We start from the raw sequence: 17,652 nt of genomic DNA on the forward strand, positions 1-17,652 counted from the left end.
GGCAGAGTCTTTATAAAAGAGACCACTTTCTTTCTCTTTCAAGAGGATAAGTGGTCTCTTTTTAATCATGAGTTAGTTAAAGGAAGATCATGTTTGAATATTAATTGTATACAATTATTTACTTTATTATTCTAAAATGTATACGCTTACTATATAATGTGTGATAAGAACGTTTCGTGAATATATCTCTTGGGGGGTAACATTCAATGTGGATTTTTGTTATTGTTTTTAACTTAATGGGACTCATTTCTGTTTTTAGTCCCCGAACTTCTTGGTTTTTATCCAACTGGTGGCGTTTTGAGGGTGACGCAGAACCGAGTAGCGTTTCTCTCCTATTTTACCGGATCGGTGGAGTTGTTTTCTTGATCGTGGGTATCTCATTACTTTTTAGAGAGATATGAAATAACTTTCTGGAACGATTCAGGCTGTCGAGAAAGTCCTTGACAGCTTTTTAATGTCTCTGTTGTCTGAAAATTGCGTGAATATTTACGTAACAGAGCATGGATTGCAATTCAAGGCTTAATATGAATACAGAGAATAGGTAACCGATCGTTTCCCCGATGTACATATACTTGAACACATAAAAAAACCCAAGGCAGTAATATGACTTGGGTATCACTGAACATTTTGTAGCCGTTTAATAGTCTTATACTTTATCGAATATTAGCTGTATCATAGATTGTCCACATCAGAGGAACGAGTTTTACAATAGCACTAACTGTAGTTTCTGCTGCGAATTTACCTTTAGTAGCATCAATAATCCATTCTCCTCCTACATTCTGTTGTCCAGCAGACGGCCAAGCCGGTGAGTGATATGCCTGATTACTGTTTAAGTAATCATACCATAATGATACGCCATCAGAAGGCCAGTTATAAGCGATACTGTATCTTAAATTAGTAAGTTTGAAAAATTGTTGAGTTTGATAACTAGAATATACCCAGCCTTCTGAGAAACCACCGCTGATTAAAAATGGAACACTTAGTCCACTTGCCAGTACATGCAAATCAGCAGCCATGGGGCGAACATCAGTTAGAGACAATTCTTGGTGAGGCAGGGAATTGATATTTTGTATAGATTTTTTTAGAGTTATGCTATGTTCAGATTGTACTTGATTTAGTGTTTGCTTCAGTGCAGTTTGATCCGCACTTTTAGAGATAACAAATCCAAAGGCATCCTCAATGGTTTGATTTATAGGAGAAACCTTGGTGTTTACTGCTACACCCGTAATATTACCATTGGATTCAAGTAGATTGAACGAAATACCGTCTTCACGTTCCTTTGTCGCATATTTATTTCCGTTTTCATCTTTGCCGAAGTTAACGGCCTCAATTTCAATAATCTTCCCATTAAGTTCAAAACTGACTTCTAGATTTCCTTCATCTTGGGAGAACTTAATGTTCTCTAAGCTAGCAAACTCATTCAAATCGGCCTTGTTATAAGCAATCCCCTCAAAAGCTTGTGGTTTAGATGCATCTGCAAAAACATTTGGCCCAATAGATAATAGAGCCGCCACCAAAAAACCGGAAACTAAGGACTTGAATTTCATAATGATTCCTCCTTCAAATTTGGTTGTTTTATTTAGAATAATTTTCCATATTCATATATAGTGAAACACATATGATATTTTTTTGTCAAATAATTACAACCGTTTTTATTGGCTTAATTATAAAATGAGTAAATTCAAGAGGGGATAGATCTAGATTACATATTCACCTAACAACGAATAATTATCATTAGTATCGTGCAAGTAACTACCCCACTTCAAAGTGCGTACTTCCTGAATGGATAGTCAGGGTCTACAATGAGTGAGTAGCCAAAACAAACACTGCATGCATCTGAACAGACCAATTGGTGCAGGCTAAATATCTGATTATTATTTTTATAGGAACGAATCATACTTGAACAACAAAGGAGAAATAAATGATGAAATTGCAATTGGCGCTTGACTTGGTAAATATCCCTGAAGGTATCGCATTGGTTAAAGAGGTTGAACAATATATTGATATCGTTGAGATTGGTACTCCAATCGTTATTAATGAAGGTTTGCACGCGGTAAAAGCGATGAAAGAAGCATTCCCTAATCTGCAAGTTCTTGCAGACCTTAAAATCATGGATGCTGGTGGTTATGAAATCATGAAAGCAGCTGAGGCTGGTGCAGATCTGATCACTGTGCTTGGGGCAACCAATGACAGTACGATCAAAGGTGCAGTAGCAGAAGCGAAGAAACAAAACAAACAAGTTCTTGTGGACATGATCAACGTGCCTAACCTTGAACAACGTGCTCGTGAAATTGATGCGCTTGGCGTAGATTACATCTGTGTACACACAGGTTATGATCTGCAAGCTGAAGGACAAAGCCCGTTCGAAGATCTGCAAACGATCAAAGCTGCTGTGAAAAATGCTAAAACGGCTGTTGCTGGTGGAATCAAGCTGGAAACATTGCCAGAAGTAATCAAAGCACAACCGGATCTGGTTATTGTAGGCGGCGGTATCACAGGACAAGCAGACAAAGCGGCAGTTGCAGCTGAAATGCAACGTCTCGTTAAACAAGGGTAAGCAGATGAGCAAAACACAGTACGCAGCTGACATCTTGAAGGAGCTGGAACGTACCTTAAGCCAGATCGACGATGCAGAGATGCAAGCGATGGCTGAGCACATTCTGGCTGCGGAACAGATTTTTGTAGCAGGAGCAGGCCGGTCAGGACTTATGGGAAAGGCTTTTGCCATGAGACTGATGCAGATGGGGCTTCGTGTATATGTGGTGGGCGAGACCGTAACACCTGGGATCAGCTCTAAGGATTTCCTCTTGCTGTGCTCTGGCTCAGGAGAGACAGGCAGTCTGGTAGCCATGGCTCAAAAGGCTAGTCAAGCTGGTGCGCCTGTAGGTCTCATTACAATTAAGCCAGAGTCCACGATTGGGAAATTGGCAACTACGGTAGTGCGTCTCCCGGCTTCAGCCAAAGAGGACACAGCAACTTCCGGAGCGGCAGTAACCATTCAGCCGATGGGTTCGTTGTTCGAACAAGGACTGTTAATCGGCATGGATGCTCTCATTCTTACGATGATGGAAATGAAGGGTATGACTGGAGCGGATATGTTTGGCCGTCACGCGAACCTGGAATAGTGAATAGATGAAAGACCGGAATCCTTTGATTATGAAGGGTTCTGGTCTTTTCTGCGATACATAATCATTCATCTGTATAGGTTTTATCCGTGATTTACAGTTAAACTTTGCATCCCGACCAGGCTGTAGTAGAATTAATAGATAGCTGTATCGAATGAATGTACTTATTACATCATGCATGGAGCGGAAAGCTTACCTCGTGTGAAGTGTCCCCGTGATATGTGTAATATACGCGATATAAGATTGAAGATGAGGGGGCTCGGAGCCATGGCAGCCGAAGTCAAGGAACGGATTAATCTGAAAGAAATCAACTGTGAGAAGGAATTGACCCTTGCGGTGATCGGTGGCAAGTGGAAACTGATTATTTTGTGGCATTTGGGTCTGGAAGGCACCAAACGTTTCAGTGAGCTGAAACGCCTAATCCCTCATATTACCCAGAAGATGCTGACCAACCAGCTTCGTGAGCTGGAGGAAGACAAACTGATTGAGCGCAAGGTGTATGCAGAAGTCCCTCCACGTGTGGAATATACATTGACAGATCACGGTCAAAGCCTGATGCCCGTCCTGCACGCGATGTATAACTGGGGTAAAAACTATGGTGAAAATGTAATCTGGAAAGAAAGCTAAATAAGTAAGTTCTAAGAAGCTAAATAAGTAAGTTCTATAATGAACCGCCGGGTAAATGGATTCTTCCATTACCCGGCGGTTTTTTTAGTTACTTTCAGACCATGGTCACATGAGCAAAAGTTTATACGAAACGTAGAGGACAGAAATAGTTTGAAGAAGCGTAGCTAAAAGCTTTCTGAAAGAAAGCTACATCGCAAGCATATACTGGCCTTTATCCTAAATACCCCTTTTATATAGATGGAACTAAACATTCACACGAGAACGTAGAGGACAGAAAGAACCTGAAGAAGTGGAGCTAAAAGCTTTCTGAAAGAAAGCTACATCGGAAGCATACGCTGCGCCTTTATCCCCGGATTTTCACCTTTGAAAAAGGGGAATCAAAAAATCTGGGGATAACAGCGATCGGAAGGTTGTTCTGTCATCGAAGTGGTAAGTGTGAATAATCTTTAGTCCAATCTATACTCCCTTGAACTGGAATATGATACGATGAGAGATATTGGAAAATGCAAGGAGGATGACAACTAAAGATGGAAAAAATACGTACACGTGCTGAAGTAAACCCAGAAACGACTTGGGATCTGAAAGACTTGTTTGTAACCGATGTAGAGTGGGAGCAGGAGCTTCGATCACTTCCTCAGGCTGCTGCCCAGATCGAAACGTTCAAAGGACGTCTGGGCGAAGGCGCTGAACAGTTACTGGCTTGTCTGGATGCACGTGAAGCTTTGCAGGAGCGGATCGGCAAGACGGCTTCTTATGCCCGCTTGAAGCAGTCAGAGGACAGCACCAATCCGGTGAATATTGAGAATTCAGCCAAGGCAGGAGATATCCTATCGAATCTGTCGTCGTCCTTGTCTTTTGTCAATTCGGAGATCGTTGATCTGCCGGAGGGAACCGTTGAACGTTACCTTGAAGAACTTCCGGGATTGGAGCCGTATGCGCGCAGTTTGGAGCGTTTGATTCGAGAAAAAGCACATCGGCTTACGCCTGAGACCGAAAAGGTACTCGCTTCATTAGGAGAGGTACTGGATTCGCCATACCGTATCTATCTGCGCGGTAAACTGGCAGACATGACGTTTGACGATGCTCTTGATGGAGAGGACAATAATCGTCCGTTATCCTGGTCATTCTATGAAAATAATTATGAGATGTCGTCTGATACAAAGCTGCGCCGTTCTGCTTATGCTGCATTCAGCTCGAAATTAAATGATTACAAAAATACGTTTGCAGAAGGTTATGCAACCGAAGTGAAGAAACAGGTTGTTTTATCCAGGCTGCGTGGTTACGACGATGTTACAGATATGCTTCTCAGCCCACAGCAAGTGAGCAAAGAGATGTACAATAATATTCTGGATATTATCCAGCAGGAACTCGCACCTCATATGCGCAGACTGGCGGCTCTTAAGAAACGTGAGCTGGGTCTGGACAAACTGATGTTTTGTGATCTGAAGGCGCCGCTTGATCCTGAATTTAGCCCTGCCATTACATATGATGAGGCGTGCATACTCATTCGAGAAGCACTTGATGTGCTTGGGCCGGAATACGGCGAGATCGTAGAGCGCGCATTCAGTGATCGCTGGGTGGATTACGCAGATAACGCAGGCAAATCCACAGGGGCATTTTGCTCCTCTATATATGGTTCACACTCCTATATCTTAATTTCATGGGCAAACAATATGCGCGGAGCATTTACACTTGCCCATGAAGTGGGGCATGCGGGCCACTTCATGCTTGCGGGACGTTACCAACGTCTCACGAATACACGGCCATCTCTTTATTTCATTGAGGCACCATCGACGATGAATGAAATGCTGCTGGCCGATCATCTATTGAAGCGTTCCGATAATCCGAGAATGCGTCGCTGGGTCATTTTGCAACTGTTGAACACGTATTACCATAACTTCGTTACACATCTGCTGGAAGGTGAATTACAGCGCAGGGTGTATGCACGCGCAACCAAAGATGAGCCCATTACGGCGAAGGCGTTAAGTCAGCTCAAAGGAGACATCCTTTCCGAATTCTGGGGACCTGATCTGGTAATTGATGAAGGGGCCAAGCTCACGTGGATGAGACAACCTCATTATTATATGGGACTATATCCATATACCTATGCAGCAGGCTTGACGGCTTCCACAGCGGCAGCACAGCAGATTCGGGAAGAAGGACAGCCTGCGGTAGATCGCTGGCTTGATGCACTCAAAGCTGGTGGAAGTCTCACCCCACAGGAGTTAATGAAGCTTGCGGGTGTGGATATGTCCGGACCTGAGCCGATTCGCTCTGCGGTTGCTTATGTCGGCAGTCTGGTCGACGAACTTGAACGTCTGTATTCCTGATCTGGTTCATATAGTATATGGACAAGGCAGAACGGGTTGTCTGCATGCACCGCCTTCCTTGCGTGGGGGCGGTGCATCTTATTTTTGCAAGGGGAAAGGAACGATGATGAATGGCGTTAACGAGCGTGTCCTCATCGATGGGCCGATTAAGCGTAGACGGCTTTGGTGTGTTTGACGACATGAATGGAGTACCGGGTTTTGAAGGCAATCAAGGTGGTTTTTTTTCGGGATTTAATGAGTTTGCTACAATGAATGCATTTGCTTCGATTTTCATTGGCGGCATATTTCTCATCATTGCGGGAGTTATTGTTTTTGTTATAATTTCAGGGGTACGCACGTGGTCATCGAATAACGCAGCGGCCTTGTTAACCCTGCACTCAACGGTGGTGGCCAAACGAACGGAAGTCTCAGGTGGCAGCGGCGATAGCAGTGCGACTACCCGGTATTATGTTACATTTGAATTCGACAATGGGGAGCGCACTGAACTAATTGTTGGCGGAAACCATTATGGCATGATGGTGGAAAATGATCGAGGGATGCTGACGTATCAGGGGACACGTTTCAAGCATTTTGAGAGAGATGTACAACCCCAGTCGGGGGTAAGCAAAGGTCAATTTTATACGTGAAAAAAGAACTGCGGCTCCTCCCAGGTGGGAGAGAGTCGTTTTTGGTATACCCAAAAGAAAGAAAAACCGAAGGGTATTCAAACGCTTACAATGGTGATATACTCGTTAAATAAAGTTAAACAGTATTAAACAAAAACAAACAAACAATAAATACAGAATAAAGTACAGGGTTACGGACTGAATCAAGGGATACCGTTTGGAAAATAGGATGGGTTCGAAAGGTTGGTGAAGCGCGGTGAGTGTGCTGGCTTATGATTTGGGCGCTGGGAGCGGGAGAGCGTTACTGGGACATCTGAATGATCGAGGGATCGAAACGAGCGAAATCCATCGGTTCAAGAATGAACCAGTGAAGGTTGGCGAGCGGATGCACTGGGATATTCTGCGATTACATCATGAATTGTTGCAAGGACTTACCCTTGTGAAGCAGCAAGGGGAACAGCCGGAGAGCCTGGGGATCGATTCCTGGGGCGTTGATTTTGGTTTGCTTGGCAGTAATGGTGAGTTGCTTGGTAACCCGTATCATTACCGTGATACACAGTTTAACGGCATGATGGATCAGGTACGCCAAGAGCTGAGCTCTCAGCGAATCTTCGAACGTACAGGGATACAGTTTCTTGGCTTTAATACCCTGTATCAATTGGCGACGCTTCAACGCAGCGGTTCCCCGTTACTTCATGAAGCAGAGCGTTTTCTCATGATTCCGGACTTGCTACGTTATTTCCTGACAGGGGAAGCGGTGAATGAGTTCACCAATGCAACCACAACACAATTATACAATCCATCAGCGGGGCAGTGGGATAGTGAGTTGCTGGCGCATATTCGTATTTCGGAGAAACTGTTTGGTGAAGCCGTGCTGCCAGGTACCCGTGTTGGACAATTGCGAAGCAGTATCTGTAACGATCTGGGATTGTCCCCGATCCCCGTGATTGCTGTTGCGGAGCATGATACGGGTTCAGCCGTTGTGGCTGTTCCTGCAACGGAACGTTCATTTGCTTATCTGAGTTGTGGAACCTGGTCCCTGATGGGTACGGAGATAGATCATCCTGCGATAAGTAGCCAGAGTCTGGCCTTGAACTTCACGAATGAAGGCGGGGCGGGCGGAACATTCCGTCTGCTGAAGAACATTATGGGTTTATGGATTTTGCAGGAAAGCATGCGGGAGTGGGACCGCCAAGGGCAGGGAATTAGCTATGATGCGTTATTGGCGCAGGCGGAACAGGCACCTCCATTTGCCAGTTTGTTTGATCCCGATGATGAACTGTTCATGCCAGCAGGAGATATGACGACGCGTATACGTCAGTATTGCCGTGATACAGGGCAAGTGGTACCAGAGGAACAGGGGGCTATTGCCCGGGCAATTCTGGAGAGTCTGGCATTGAAGTATAGAAGAGTTCTGGAATGGACGGAGCAATTGTCGGGTCAGGCGTTCAACGGATTGCATATGGTCGGTGGAGGCATCCAGAACCGCCTGTTATGTCAGTGGACTGCAAATTCCATTGGTAAGCCGGTATGGGCAGGTCCAGCAGAGGGAAGTGCCATCGGAAATATGGCTGTGCAATGGATAGCGAGCGGAGCTTTTAAAGATATCTGGGAAGCTCGTAAGGCCATTCGTGATTCATTTCCGGTAACTGCGTATGAACCGCAGGACAGGTCAATCTGGGAAGATGCTTATGGCAGATTTCTGCGTGTGACGGCTTCATCTAATTCACAAGCGGGGAGTGAGGTGTAACATGCTGGCAGCCGAGCGGTATGACCGAATTGTGGAGATGGTGAATGTAAAGGGCAGTATGCGTGTATCCGAGCTTAGTGAGCGCTGCCGGGTGACGGAGGAAACCATCCGGCGGGATTTGGATCGGCTGGAACAGGCAGGCCGACTGCGCCGATCTCACGGTGGTGCAGTGAGTGTGAAGGAAGATCAACCGGAGATTCCTTACCGGATCAGGGAGACAACCCATGCGGAAGAGAAAAAGCGGATTGCACAAGCGGCTCTGGCGATGATTAATCCGGGTGATCGCATTCTGTTGGATGCGAGCACAACGGCAGGTTATATGGCAGCGAATATGCCGGATTTCCCGCTGACGGTCTTAACCAACTCGATCCAAATCGCAACTGAACTCAGCAGCCGTGACAAGGTTGAGGTCATCTCAACAGGGGGCCAGCTGGCATCTCGCTCGTTGTCTTTTGTTGGGCCGCTCGCGGAGCGTTCTTTGGAAACGTATCACGTGGATAAAATGTTCATGTCGTGCAAAGGTGTACATCTCGAAGGTGGCGGAATCAGTGAGTCCAATGAACTCCAGGCAAGGCTGAAGCAGAAGATGGTTGGCATATCCGATCAGGTCATCTTACTTGCAGATGCCAGTAAATTTGGTGTTCGTGCTTTTGCCCGAGTATCCGGGTTAAATGCAGTCCATATGATCGTTACCAATCAGCCATTGGAGGCTGAACAGACAGAACGTTTGAGCGGATACGATATTGGTATCATCACGGTTTAATCTTTCAGATTTTATCTATATAAATTGAACTAAACATTTACACGAAACGGAGTGTCCAGTGTAAATATTCTTAGTTAATTCATCTACTAATCAGTTAATAGGAGCGTGTAATTATGAAGGTCTCCTTATTCATTACCTGCCTCAGCGATGCCATCTATCCCCGAGTAGGGGAGGCCATGGTCAGATTGCTCGCCGCTCATGGCGTTCGGCTGGATTTTCCGCCAGTGCAGACCTGCTGCGGTCAGCCTTCCTACAATAGCGGGTACTGGGATGAGACTCGGGTAGCGGCCAAAACTATTCTTGAAGCATTTGACGACAGTGATTTTGTGGTATGTCCTTCGGGATCGTGTACGTATATGATTCATCATTATCCCGAGCTGTTCGCGGATGAACCAGTATGGTTAGAGAAGGCAAAACGATTGGAAGCCAAAGCCTATGAGTTTACTCAATTCCTTGTTCAGGTACTCGGGATAACCGATCTGGGCGCACATTTTCCGCACAAAGTAACCTATCATCCATCCTGCCACGGCAGCCGTCTGCTGGGTGTAAAGGATGAGCCGATGGCGCTGCTCTCTCAGGTGAAAGGACTGGAATTGGTTCCACTTCCTTTCGCTGAGGATTGCTGCGGGTTCGGGGGTACGTTTGCCATTAAAATGTCCGATATTTCAGGAGCGATGGTGACGGAGAAGGTCGATCATATCAAAGAGACACAAGCCGAAGTATTGGTGGGGCTGGACATGGCCTGTCTGATGAATATCGCAGGTAATCTGCGTTATCGGAATGAACCGGTGCGTGTAATGCATTTGGCGGAACTACTATATGAGGGGGTGCGAACAGGATGAGCCAACCGGGAGTCATGGATACTACGGTCAAAGAACGTGCCGGACTGGCCTTGAATGATGATTTTCTGCGTAAAGCGGTCAAATTCACGACAGAACGATTGCGTAACGGGAAGAAGTCTGCCTCAGAAGAACATGGAAATTGGGATGAATGGCGGGAACGTGGCCGTCAGATTCGTTTGCATACGATTGCGTATCTGGATTATTATCTGAATGAATTTGTGAATAACGCCCGTGCGAACGGGGTTCATATTCATTTTGCAGATACATCGGTGGAAGCAGCGGCGATTGCGCTGGATATTGCGGCGCACAAGCAGGCTTCTACGGTGGTGAAGTCCAAATCGATGGTGTCGGAGGAAGTACATCTGAATCATGTGTTGGAGTCGGCGGGCATTGAAGCCATCGAGACTGACCTGGGTGAATATATCATTCAGTTGGCGGGCGAAGCCCCATCTCATATTGTCATTCCAGCGATCCATAAGAACCGCTACCAGATTGCAGAGTTGTTAACGAAGGAAGCGGGTGAAATTCTGGAGCCGGACACAACGGTACTTGCCGGATTTGTACGCAAAAAGTTGCGCGAGAAGTTCCTCGAAGCAGATATCGGCATGACCGGCTGCAATTTTGCGATTGCAGAGACGGGTTCCATGGTTTTGTTTGAAAATGAAGGTAATGCCCGTATGGTATCTACTGTTCCAAAAACGCAGATTACACTGATGGGCATGGAGCGGATTATCCCGTCGTGGACAGATCTGGAGGTCATGGCAACCTTGTTGCCACGCTCTGCAACAGGTCAGAAACTAACGATGTACATGTCAGGCATCACAGGTCCTCGCCGTACAGCGGATGCCGATGGACCGGATGAAATGCACATTATTATCGTGGACAACGGTCGATCCTTACAGCTCGGTGATCCTGAATTCCAGGAGTTGCTGAATTGTATTCGCTGTGGTGCTTGTCTGAATGCTTGCCCGGTATATCGTCATATTGGAGGTCATGCCTATGGCGGAACCTATAGTGGTCCGATTGGCGCGGTACTGACACCTGCACTCAATGGCAACATTGATGAATGGAACGATATTGCGGGTGCTTCGAGTCTGTGCGGAGCCTGTTATGAAGCATGCCCAGTTAAAATTCCATTGCATGATATGCTCGTTTATCTACGTAGGCGTAAAGTGGAAGACGGCCATGGAAACAAAATGGAAAGCATGGGTATGAAGGGATTTGCCGCCGTTGTTTCCAATTCCAAACGTTTCAGTGCGGCCATACGTCTGGGACAGATCGGGCAGAAGGCAGTTGTACGCAACAACGGCATTACTCTCAAGTTGGGTCCACTCAAAGGCTGGAACAAGTATCGGGTTGCGCCAAGCCTCGCCAAGAAATCCTTCCGGCAGCAATGGAACAAGCTGGATCAGGAACTGAACCAGGAGCAACCGGCCATGGATCCTTCCGTTCGCAGCCGCATGGAGCAGATTATTCGTGAGCGAGAAGAAGGGGAGGGTACTAAGCATGGTTACTGAACATCAGCAATGGCTTGCACAATTGGAGAAGAAGTCCATTGAGAAACAGGAGCAGTTCATGAATGACATTGCTTCGAAATTGAGGAGACCAAGGCAACGCCATGCGCCGACCCAACCCTTTCGGGGAGCACCCGACTTTTGGACTGAACTGGAATGGGATGAAGAGAAGCGTATCCAAGCATTTACCGATAACTTTGTGAGTGTAGGCGCACACATTGCCCGGGTTCAGAACATGGAAGAAGTATCTCAATTTATAGCCAACAAATCTCATGAACTGAGTGCCAGGTATATCATTCGCCAGAATGAACAGGCGTTACAGGAACTCGGATTGGAAGAGCAGCTTCCGGACGTACAGATCTCAGTGTGGAATAGTCAGGCGGATGAGAACTGGAAGGCTCGGGCAGCTGAGGCTGATATCGGTGTGGTCATGGCGGATTATGCAACAGCATACACAGGCTCAGTCACTGTACTTTCTTCACCGGAAAAAGGTCGTTCAGTCAGTCTCTTACCTACGGTACTCATCATCATTATTCCAGTAGATCGACTGTACACCAGACTGGGTGAGACGCTGGATCGATTTGACGAAGCGGGAAGAGAGAATCTTCCCGCAGGCATTCACTTTATTTCAGGGCCAAGCCGATCTTCCGATATTGAAAATGATTTAACCATTGGAGTACACGGACCAGGCATTGTATATGGTTTAATTATGGGTTAACGATGTGTTGAGCGTGATAGCGCATCATGATTTTGATAACTGTCCGAGATGCAGTGTTTGACTGCTGAGGACAGTTTTTTGTTCACGATTTATAGTTAAAAGCTATTAAAATTATATTAATTATATATTTCACCTATTAATGATGGGGGTGTATAATCCATCTCAAGAGAGAATTCATATGAGATACAAAAGATAAAGAGGAGGATGAATACAGATGAGTATATTTTCTTACCAAGTTCCGTTTATGGATAGACACAAGGGTGATTTTTCTGCTTTTAAAGGGAAGGTGCTACTTATTGTGAATACAGCAAGCCGGTGTGGCTACTCCCGCCAATTCAATGAACTTCAGCAGATGTATGAGAACTATCGTGATCAGGGGCTGGAAATTCTGGCGTTCCCGTGCAACCAGTTTAACGACAAAGAACCTGGGAGTAACACGGAAATAGCCGAGTATTGCAGAAGTCAGTTCCAGATATCCTTTCCGATTTTGGAGAAGGTTGAGGTCGTTGGGCAATCGATGCATCCTGTGTTCCGTTATCTGATTGAAGAAGCGCCATTTCAAGGTTATGATCTGGCCACAAAGGAAGGAGAGTGGATGGACACCTTTGTGAAGGAAAAGTATCCAGAGTTGTACCAAGGAGACGGAATCAAATGGAATTTCACCAAATTCCTGATTGACCGTAATGGGGACGTCCATGGCCGTTATGAAACGACAATAGCTCCATTAGAGATGGAGTCGGTTATCCAGAATTTGTTAAAGAAATCATAGGTATATCGCAATCCCTGTCCTGAGGTCCTATGACTTTGGGACTGTTGAAGATTAGAACTGGAAATGTTAGGGTAAAAGAAGATAACGAAGTGCTCCATTTTTTTTAATCAAAAATGACCAATATACCATTCCGGTCAGTTAGTTCTTTGATGGTTTTATCGTTATCTGGATGAAATATGAAAATGTGCAAAAAATAACTTGAATCTGTTGATCTGAAGAGTAAGTGTAATCGCGTCTGTAAATCAAGTCATTATTTTTTAGTTGTAGAACTCTTAACTTGGAAAGAAGGAGTGAGTGTCATGCCACCAATTTCAGTGCCTCAACCGAAAACCTTTGGCCCACTGGGCAACTTGCCGCAATTAAACTTTGATGAGCCGGTGCAATCCCTGGTGAAACTGGCTGAAGAATATGGACCGATCTTTCGTATGGAATACCCGGGGCGGAGTGAACTGTATATTTCCGGTCACGAACTAGTCGCCGAGGTAACAGATGAATCCAAATTCGACAAACGTGTGTGGGCACCCCTTGCGAAGGTTCGTGCTTTTGCAGGAGATGGACTATTTACGAGTTGGACCGAGGAGCCGAATTGGAAAAAAGCCCATAACGTACTGCTGCCAAGTTTCAGTCAACGTGCCATGCAGGGATATCACAACAAAATGATTGATCTGGCTGTGCAGCTGGTTCAGAAATGGTCACGGTTGAACCCGGATGAGACGGTTAACGTTCCGGATGATATGACACGCCTTACGCTCGACACGATTGGCCTATGTGGGTTCAACTATCGGTTTAACAGCTTCTATCGGGAAGAACCACATCCATTCATTACGAGCATGGTTCGTGCGTTGGACGAATCCATGAGTTCATTGCAGCGACTCCGTCTGCAAGACAAGCTGATGATCACCAAAAAGAAACAGTTTGAACAGGATATCCGTTCCATGTTCTCTTTGGTGGATCACATTATTGCCGAGCGCAAAGAGAAACCGCAGGAAGGGGCAGATGATCTGTTGTCCCACATGCTCAGCGGCAAGGACCCGGAGACAGGAGAAACGCTGGATGATGAGAACATCCGTTATCAGATTATTACATTCCTGATTGCTGGACATGAGACCACAAGTGGACTGTTATCCTTCGCCGTTTATTATCTGATGAAGAATCCGGATACGCTGGCTAAAGCCCAAGCTGAGGTGGATCAGATTCTGAAAGATCCGGTTCCCACGTACAATCAGGTTCGCAATCTGAAGTACGTCCGCATGGTTTTGAACGAAGCATTGCGGTTATGGCCAACGGCCCCGGCATTTTCCCTGTATGCAAAAGAGGACACGGTACTTGCGGGTCAATATCCTTTGCAAAAAGGAGACAGCGTCAGTGTACTTATTCCCAAGCTGCATCGCGACCGCGAAGCATGGGGAGATGACGTAGAGGAATTCCGTCCGGAACGGTTCGAAGATCCGAGCAAGGTGCCGCATGATGCCTATAAACCTTTTGGTAACGGTCAACGGGCCTGCATTGGTCAGCAGTTTGCACTTCAGGAAGCAACGCTGGTACTGGGCATGGTGTTGAAGCATTTTGACTTCATAGATCATTCTGATTATCAGTTAAAAGTGAAAGAAACGCTGACGCTCAAACCGGATAACTTCACAATTCGTGTACGTGCGCGTGGCGGGCAGCCAGTCATGGCCGTTCCGGGTGTAGCGGTAGAAGAACCAAAGCCAGTTGCCAAAAGAACGGAGCCGGATGCAGCAAATGCCCACCACACACCGATGCTTGTTCTGTACGGTTCCAATCTGGGTACCGCTGAAGGCATTGCACGTGAAATTGCGGATACCGCCAGATATCAGGGTTTCCGGAGTGAGGTTGCTACGCTGGATGATCGTGTTGGCAAACTGCCAAAGGAGGGTGCCGTCATTATTGTCAGTGCATCCTATAATGGTCAGCCGCCAAGTAATGCCAAGATGTTTGTCGAGTGGATAGAACATGCAGATGCGAATGAATTCAAAGGTGTGCGTTTCGCCGTTCTTGGATGCGGTGACCACAACTGGGCCACCACCTATCAGCGTATTCCGCGTTTAATAGATGAACAGTTATCTTCCAGAGGAGCAGAGCGGTTATCACCGCTGGGTGAGTCAGATGCCAGTGGAGATTTCGAGAAACAGGTGGGGGATTGGACAGAGCAATTATGGCCAGATCTCGCACGAACGATGGGACTGAAACTGAACACAAGCTCCAATAGCGAACGCAGTTCCCTATCTGTACAGTTTGTCAGTGGGCTCGCCGTAACACCGCTTGCGGATACGTATGATGCCCATGTGGCAGAAGTACTTGAGAACAGGGAGCTTCACGACGCGGGCAGTGAACGAAGCACACGTCACCTGGAGATTAAATTGCCTGAAGGCATAACCTACAAGGAAGGGGATCATCTGGGCATTCTGCCACAGAATCCACCGGAACTTGTGGAACGTGTATTGCGTCGTTATGGATTCACAGGAACGGAGCATCTTGTTCTGGATGCATCCGGTCGGAGTGCCGCGCATCTGCCGCTGCATCAACCGGTGAACCTGTATGATCTGCTCAGTCATAGCGTTGAGCTTCAGGAGGCGGCAACTCGTGCGCAGTTGAGAGAAATGGCAGCATACACAGTATGTCCACCGCATAAGAAAGAACTTGAAGCGCTGCTTGATGAATCTGTGTATATGGATGAAGTTCGGAACAAACGGATCTCCATGCTGGATTATCTGGTGAAATATGAGGCATGTGAACTGCCGTTTGAGCGTTTCCTTGAATTATTGCCTTCACTAAAAGCCAGATATTATTCGATCTCCAGTTCACCGCGTGTTCAGCCCGATCAAGCGAGTATTACGGTCAGTGTTGTGCGCGCCCCAGCATGGAGTGGACAGGGAGAATACAAAGGCATTGCGTCCAACTATCTGGCTAACCTGAAACCGGGTGACGAGATCGTCATGTTCACGCGGACACCGGAATCCGGCTTCCAACTGCCGGAGGATGCACAGGTTCCCGTTATCATGGTAGGTCCGGGTACAGGTGTTGCTCCATTCCGAGGTTTCTTGCAGGCAAGGCACGTATTGAAGGAACAAGGTCGTGAGGTTGGCGAAGCCCACCTGTACTTTGGATGCCGGAATCCCGAGCATGATTATCTGTACAAAAATGAATTGGAAGCAGCCCAGCAAGAAGGGCTTGTGAAACTTCATACGGCCTTCTCCCGTGTAGATGGGGAGGAGAAATGTTATGTACAGCATCTGATGAGAGACGATGCCCGTCACCTGATTCCTTTGTTTGAAGAGGGTGCGCATCTGTATATCTGCGGTGATGGCAGCAAGATGGCACCTGATGTGGAAGCTACACTCCAGCAGGCATACGCTGATATTCATGGCAAATCCGCGAAGGAAGCAGAAGATTGGCTTAATCAGCTTCAGCAGGAAGGTCGTTATGCCAAGGACGTATGGACAGGCATCTGATGTACACATGTGAAGGGTCAGCTTGATCCGTAACTGGCTGAGCGGTGAGATACAGAAGCAGTTCTGTTCTCACCGCTTTTTGACATAAAATGATTCTTCAGCAGATGAGTGGGTGCATGGGTTATAATTATATATTGGAAGGGAGCACCCGTATGCAGACATTTGGGAACCATTGTATGGCTTGCGAAAAGAACCAGCTTTACTTCCACCTACAAGGTCGTTTCAGATTTTTTCTTCCGGCGGTTGGCCGATAGATCGACTCGACGCTGGAGAGAGGAAATAAAATACGGGAAGGGACTCTGCCTTTTCCCTGGAGTTCAAGATAATCCAGTCCCACGCCCACAAGTCTGATATTGTTAAATGCATTCTTGGAAGGGAACGTCGTGCGGATTCCCACTCTGACGCCTCGCCGTGTTCGAGGAATATCGAATACCCGAATGGAATTCAGACTAAGTGGAATGAATAACTGTCGGTTTACTTTGATAAACTGCCTTGGATAGACACGACGAATACGTCCCGGTTCCAACCCGGAGAGTGGAGTATTCAGTTCTGCAAGGTGCCCCTGGAGTTCTGCCAGACGCTGCTGAAGTGTTTTTCCAGTATGGAGATGCTGCCAGCTCATAAGTATTCCTCCGTTCGCCATTTGTACCTAGTATATGAAGGAGCGGGGGCGGAAGGTGTACGTTTGATAGCCCATGTTCGTTAAGGCTAACGGGGTTTCTTTTATAATAGAGGAGTGATTCACATGATCGTAGAGATGTATAAAGACCTCATTAAGGATGAGCGTGGCAATTATTATCTAGCAGTGCAGATCGAGGGCAATGAGCTTACGCTCGTTAATGCATTCGTCGAAGCGGCATTCACGCCTGAACTGATCTACAATGAAGACTTTCGTACCAAGCATAAGGAGATGGAAGGCGGGTTTGTAGGCAAAATTGCGATGGACCTGCTTCGCCATGATGTGGTCATGGGTATAAAGCAAATCGACCGCAAACTGTTGAACTTGTCGGATGTGGAACAGCAGTTCAAGGTGAATTATATTGATACGATTGAATTTTATCGTCACCCGGCGTGGAACCGGAAGGTGTAGAAATAAAGAAATTAAAAAGCGCAAGTGCAGGTGCAGTGAGCCTCCG

Annotated in this window: 16 protein-coding genes; 14 read left to right on the forward strand and 2 right to left on the reverse strand. The window is 46.5% G+C overall.

Features of this window, described 5'->3' with window-relative positions; translation table 11 throughout:
- Positions 1-206: 206 nt before the first annotated feature.
- Positions 207-401: a DUF6199 family natural product biosynthesis protein gene (locus J2Z28_RS31755; RefSeq protein WP_415841532.1), complete on the forward strand. Its 195-nt coding sequence runs from the start codon at positions 207-209 to the stop codon at positions 399-401.
- Between the two features lie 252 nt (positions 402-653).
- Here J2Z28_RS31755 and J2Z28_RS04910 read toward each other — a convergent pair whose 3' ends face one another.
- A complete protein-coding gene (locus tag J2Z28_RS04910) occupies positions 654-1,547 on the reverse strand; it encodes a hypothetical protein (protein WP_211081431.1) in 894 nt (297 codons plus the stop codon).
- A gap of 377 nt (positions 1,548-1,924) precedes the next feature.
- On the opposite strand from J2Z28_RS04910, the gene hxlA reads away from it, so the two are divergent.
- From hxlA to J2Z28_RS04970, 12 genes are all read left to right on the forward strand, one after another.
- Positions 1,925-2,557 carry a 3-hexulose-6-phosphate synthase gene (gene hxlA, locus J2Z28_RS04915; RefSeq protein ID WP_036670570.1) on the forward strand — a complete coding sequence of 211 codons (633 nt, stop codon included), beginning with the start codon at positions 1,925-1,927 and terminating at the stop codon, positions 2,555-2,557.
- A 4-nt stretch (positions 2,558-2,561) separates the two neighbouring features.
- The gene (gene hxlB / locus J2Z28_RS04920) at positions 2,562-3,125 is read left to right on the forward strand and encodes a 6-phospho-3-hexuloisomerase (protein ID WP_047842632.1); all 564 of its coding nucleotides are present in this window, start codon (positions 2,562-2,564) and stop codon (positions 3,123-3,125) included.
- A 267-nt stretch (positions 3,126-3,392) separates the two neighbouring features.
- Entirely contained in the window at positions 3,393-3,752 is a 360-nt protein-coding gene (locus J2Z28_RS04925) for a winged helix-turn-helix transcriptional regulator (RefSeq protein WP_062833989.1), read from the forward strand.
- A gap of 527 nt (positions 3,753-4,279) precedes the next feature.
- Positions 4,280-6,082 carry an oligoendopeptidase F gene (gene pepF / locus J2Z28_RS04930; protein ID WP_211081432.1) on the forward strand — a complete coding sequence of 601 codons (1,803 nt, stop codon included), beginning with the start codon at positions 4,280-4,282 and terminating at the stop codon, positions 6,080-6,082.
- Positions 6,083-6,192: 110 nt separating this feature from the next.
- On the forward strand, positions 6,193-6,708 hold the full coding sequence (locus tag J2Z28_RS04935; protein ID WP_244988124.1) for a DUF2500 domain-containing protein: 516 nt from the start codon (positions 6,193-6,195) through the stop codon (positions 6,706-6,708).
- Positions 6,709-6,943: 235 nt separating this feature from the next.
- Positions 6,944-8,437, forward strand: coding sequence for a rhamnulokinase (locus J2Z28_RS04940; protein WP_211081433.1), 1,494 nt, complete (start codon positions 6,944-6,946; stop codon positions 8,435-8,437).
- Between the two features lies 1 nt (position 8,438).
- Complete coding sequence (locus J2Z28_RS04945; protein WP_211081434.1) at positions 8,439-9,200, forward strand: DeoR/GlpR family DNA-binding transcription regulator; 762 nt, start codon at positions 8,439-8,441, stop codon at positions 9,198-9,200.
- Positions 9,201-9,313: 113 nt separating this feature from the next.
- A complete protein-coding gene (locus J2Z28_RS04950; RefSeq protein ID WP_211081435.1) occupies positions 9,314-10,042 on the forward strand; it encodes a (Fe-S)-binding protein in 729 nt (242 codons plus the stop codon).
- Positions 10,039-11,559, forward strand: coding sequence for a LutB/LldF family L-lactate oxidation iron-sulfur protein (locus J2Z28_RS04955; protein WP_211081436.1), 1,521 nt, complete (start codon positions 10,039-10,041; stop codon positions 11,557-11,559). The genes J2Z28_RS04950 and J2Z28_RS04955 overlap by 4 nt, the downstream gene beginning before the upstream one ends.
- Positions 11,549-12,274, forward strand: a complete 726-nt coding sequence (locus J2Z28_RS04960; protein WP_211081437.1) for a LutC/YkgG family protein — start codon at positions 11,549-11,551, stop codon at positions 12,272-12,274. Before J2Z28_RS04955 ends, J2Z28_RS04960 begins: the two co-directional genes overlap by 11 nt.
- Positions 12,275-12,488: 214 nt before the next feature.
- The gene (locus J2Z28_RS04965) at positions 12,489-13,043 is read left to right on the forward strand and encodes a glutathione peroxidase (protein WP_211081438.1); all 555 of its coding nucleotides are present in this window, start codon (positions 12,489-12,491) and stop codon (positions 13,041-13,043) included.
- Positions 13,044-13,342: 299 nt separating this feature from the next.
- The gene (locus tag J2Z28_RS04970) at positions 13,343-16,516 is read left to right on the forward strand and encodes a bifunctional cytochrome P450/NADPH--P450 reductase (protein ID WP_211081439.1); all 3,174 of its coding nucleotides are present in this window, start codon (positions 13,343-13,345) and stop codon (positions 16,514-16,516) included.
- A 199-nt stretch (positions 16,517-16,715) separates the two neighbouring features.
- Here the strand turns inward: J2Z28_RS04970 and J2Z28_RS04975 are convergent, their stop codons facing one another.
- Entirely contained in the window at positions 16,716-17,138 is a 423-nt protein-coding gene (locus J2Z28_RS04975) for a hypothetical protein (protein ID WP_211081440.1), read from the reverse strand.
- Between the two features lie 123 nt (positions 17,139-17,261).
- On the opposite strand from J2Z28_RS04975, the gene J2Z28_RS04980 reads away from it, so the two are divergent.
- The gene (locus J2Z28_RS04980) at positions 17,262-17,606 is read left to right on the forward strand and encodes a hypothetical protein (RefSeq protein ID WP_211081441.1); all 345 of its coding nucleotides are present in this window, start codon (positions 17,262-17,264) and stop codon (positions 17,604-17,606) included.
- The last annotated feature ends 46 nt before the right edge of the window (positions 17,607-17,652 follow it).

The sequence above is a fragment of the Paenibacillus xylanexedens genome, assembly GCF_017874615.1.
Lineage (GTDB): Bacteria > Bacillota > Bacilli > Paenibacillales > Paenibacillaceae > Paenibacillus > Paenibacillus xylanexedens.

Excerpts from the sequence above, each read along its gene's own strand:
- J2Z28_RS04975 (WP_211081440.1), bottom strand. The coding sequence starts at position 17,138 with ATGAGCTGGCAGCATCTCCATACTGGAAAAACACTTCAGCAGCGTCTG.
- J2Z28_RS04955 (WP_211081436.1), top strand. The coding sequence starts at position 10,039 with ATGAGCCAACCGGGAGTCATGGATACTACGGTCAAAGAACGTGCCGGA.
- J2Z28_RS04960 (WP_211081437.1), top strand. The coding sequence starts at position 11,549 with ATGGTTACTGAACATCAGCAATGGCTTGCACAATTGGAGAAGAAGTCC.
- J2Z28_RS04935 (WP_244988124.1), top strand. The coding sequence starts at position 6,193 with ATGGCGTTAACGAGCGTGTCCTCATCGATGGGCCGATTAAGCGTAGAC.
- J2Z28_RS04950 (WP_211081435.1), top strand. The coding sequence starts at position 9,314 with ATGAAGGTCTCCTTATTCATTACCTGCCTCAGCGATGCCATCTATCCC.
- J2Z28_RS31755 (WP_415841532.1), top strand. The coding sequence starts at position 207 with ATGTGGATTTTTGTTATTGTTTTTAACTTAATGGGACTCATTTCTGTT.
- J2Z28_RS04980 (WP_211081441.1), top strand. The coding sequence starts at position 17,262 with ATGATCGTAGAGATGTATAAAGACCTCATTAAGGATGAGCGTGGCAAT.
- J2Z28_RS04965 (WP_211081438.1), top strand. The coding sequence starts at position 12,489 with ATGAGTATATTTTCTTACCAAGTTCCGTTTATGGATAGACACAAGGGT.
- J2Z28_RS04925 (WP_062833989.1), top strand. The coding sequence starts at position 3,393 with ATGGCAGCCGAAGTCAAGGAACGGATTAATCTGAAAGAAATCAACTGT.
- hxlA (WP_036670570.1), top strand. The coding sequence starts at position 1,925 with ATGAAATTGCAATTGGCGCTTGACTTGGTAAATATCCCTGAAGGTATC.
- J2Z28_RS04970 (WP_211081439.1), top strand. The coding sequence starts at position 13,343 with ATGCCACCAATTTCAGTGCCTCAACCGAAAACCTTTGGCCCACTGGGC.
- J2Z28_RS04910 (WP_211081431.1), bottom strand. The coding sequence starts at position 1,547 with ATGAAATTCAAGTCCTTAGTTTCCGGTTTTTTGGTGGCGGCTCTATTA.
- pepF (WP_211081432.1), top strand. The coding sequence starts at position 4,280 with ATGGAAAAAATACGTACACGTGCTGAAGTAAACCCAGAAACGACTTGG.
- hxlB (WP_047842632.1), top strand. The coding sequence starts at position 2,562 with ATGAGCAAAACACAGTACGCAGCTGACATCTTGAAGGAGCTGGAACGT.
- J2Z28_RS04945 (WP_211081434.1), top strand. The coding sequence starts at position 8,439 with ATGCTGGCAGCCGAGCGGTATGACCGAATTGTGGAGATGGTGAATGTA.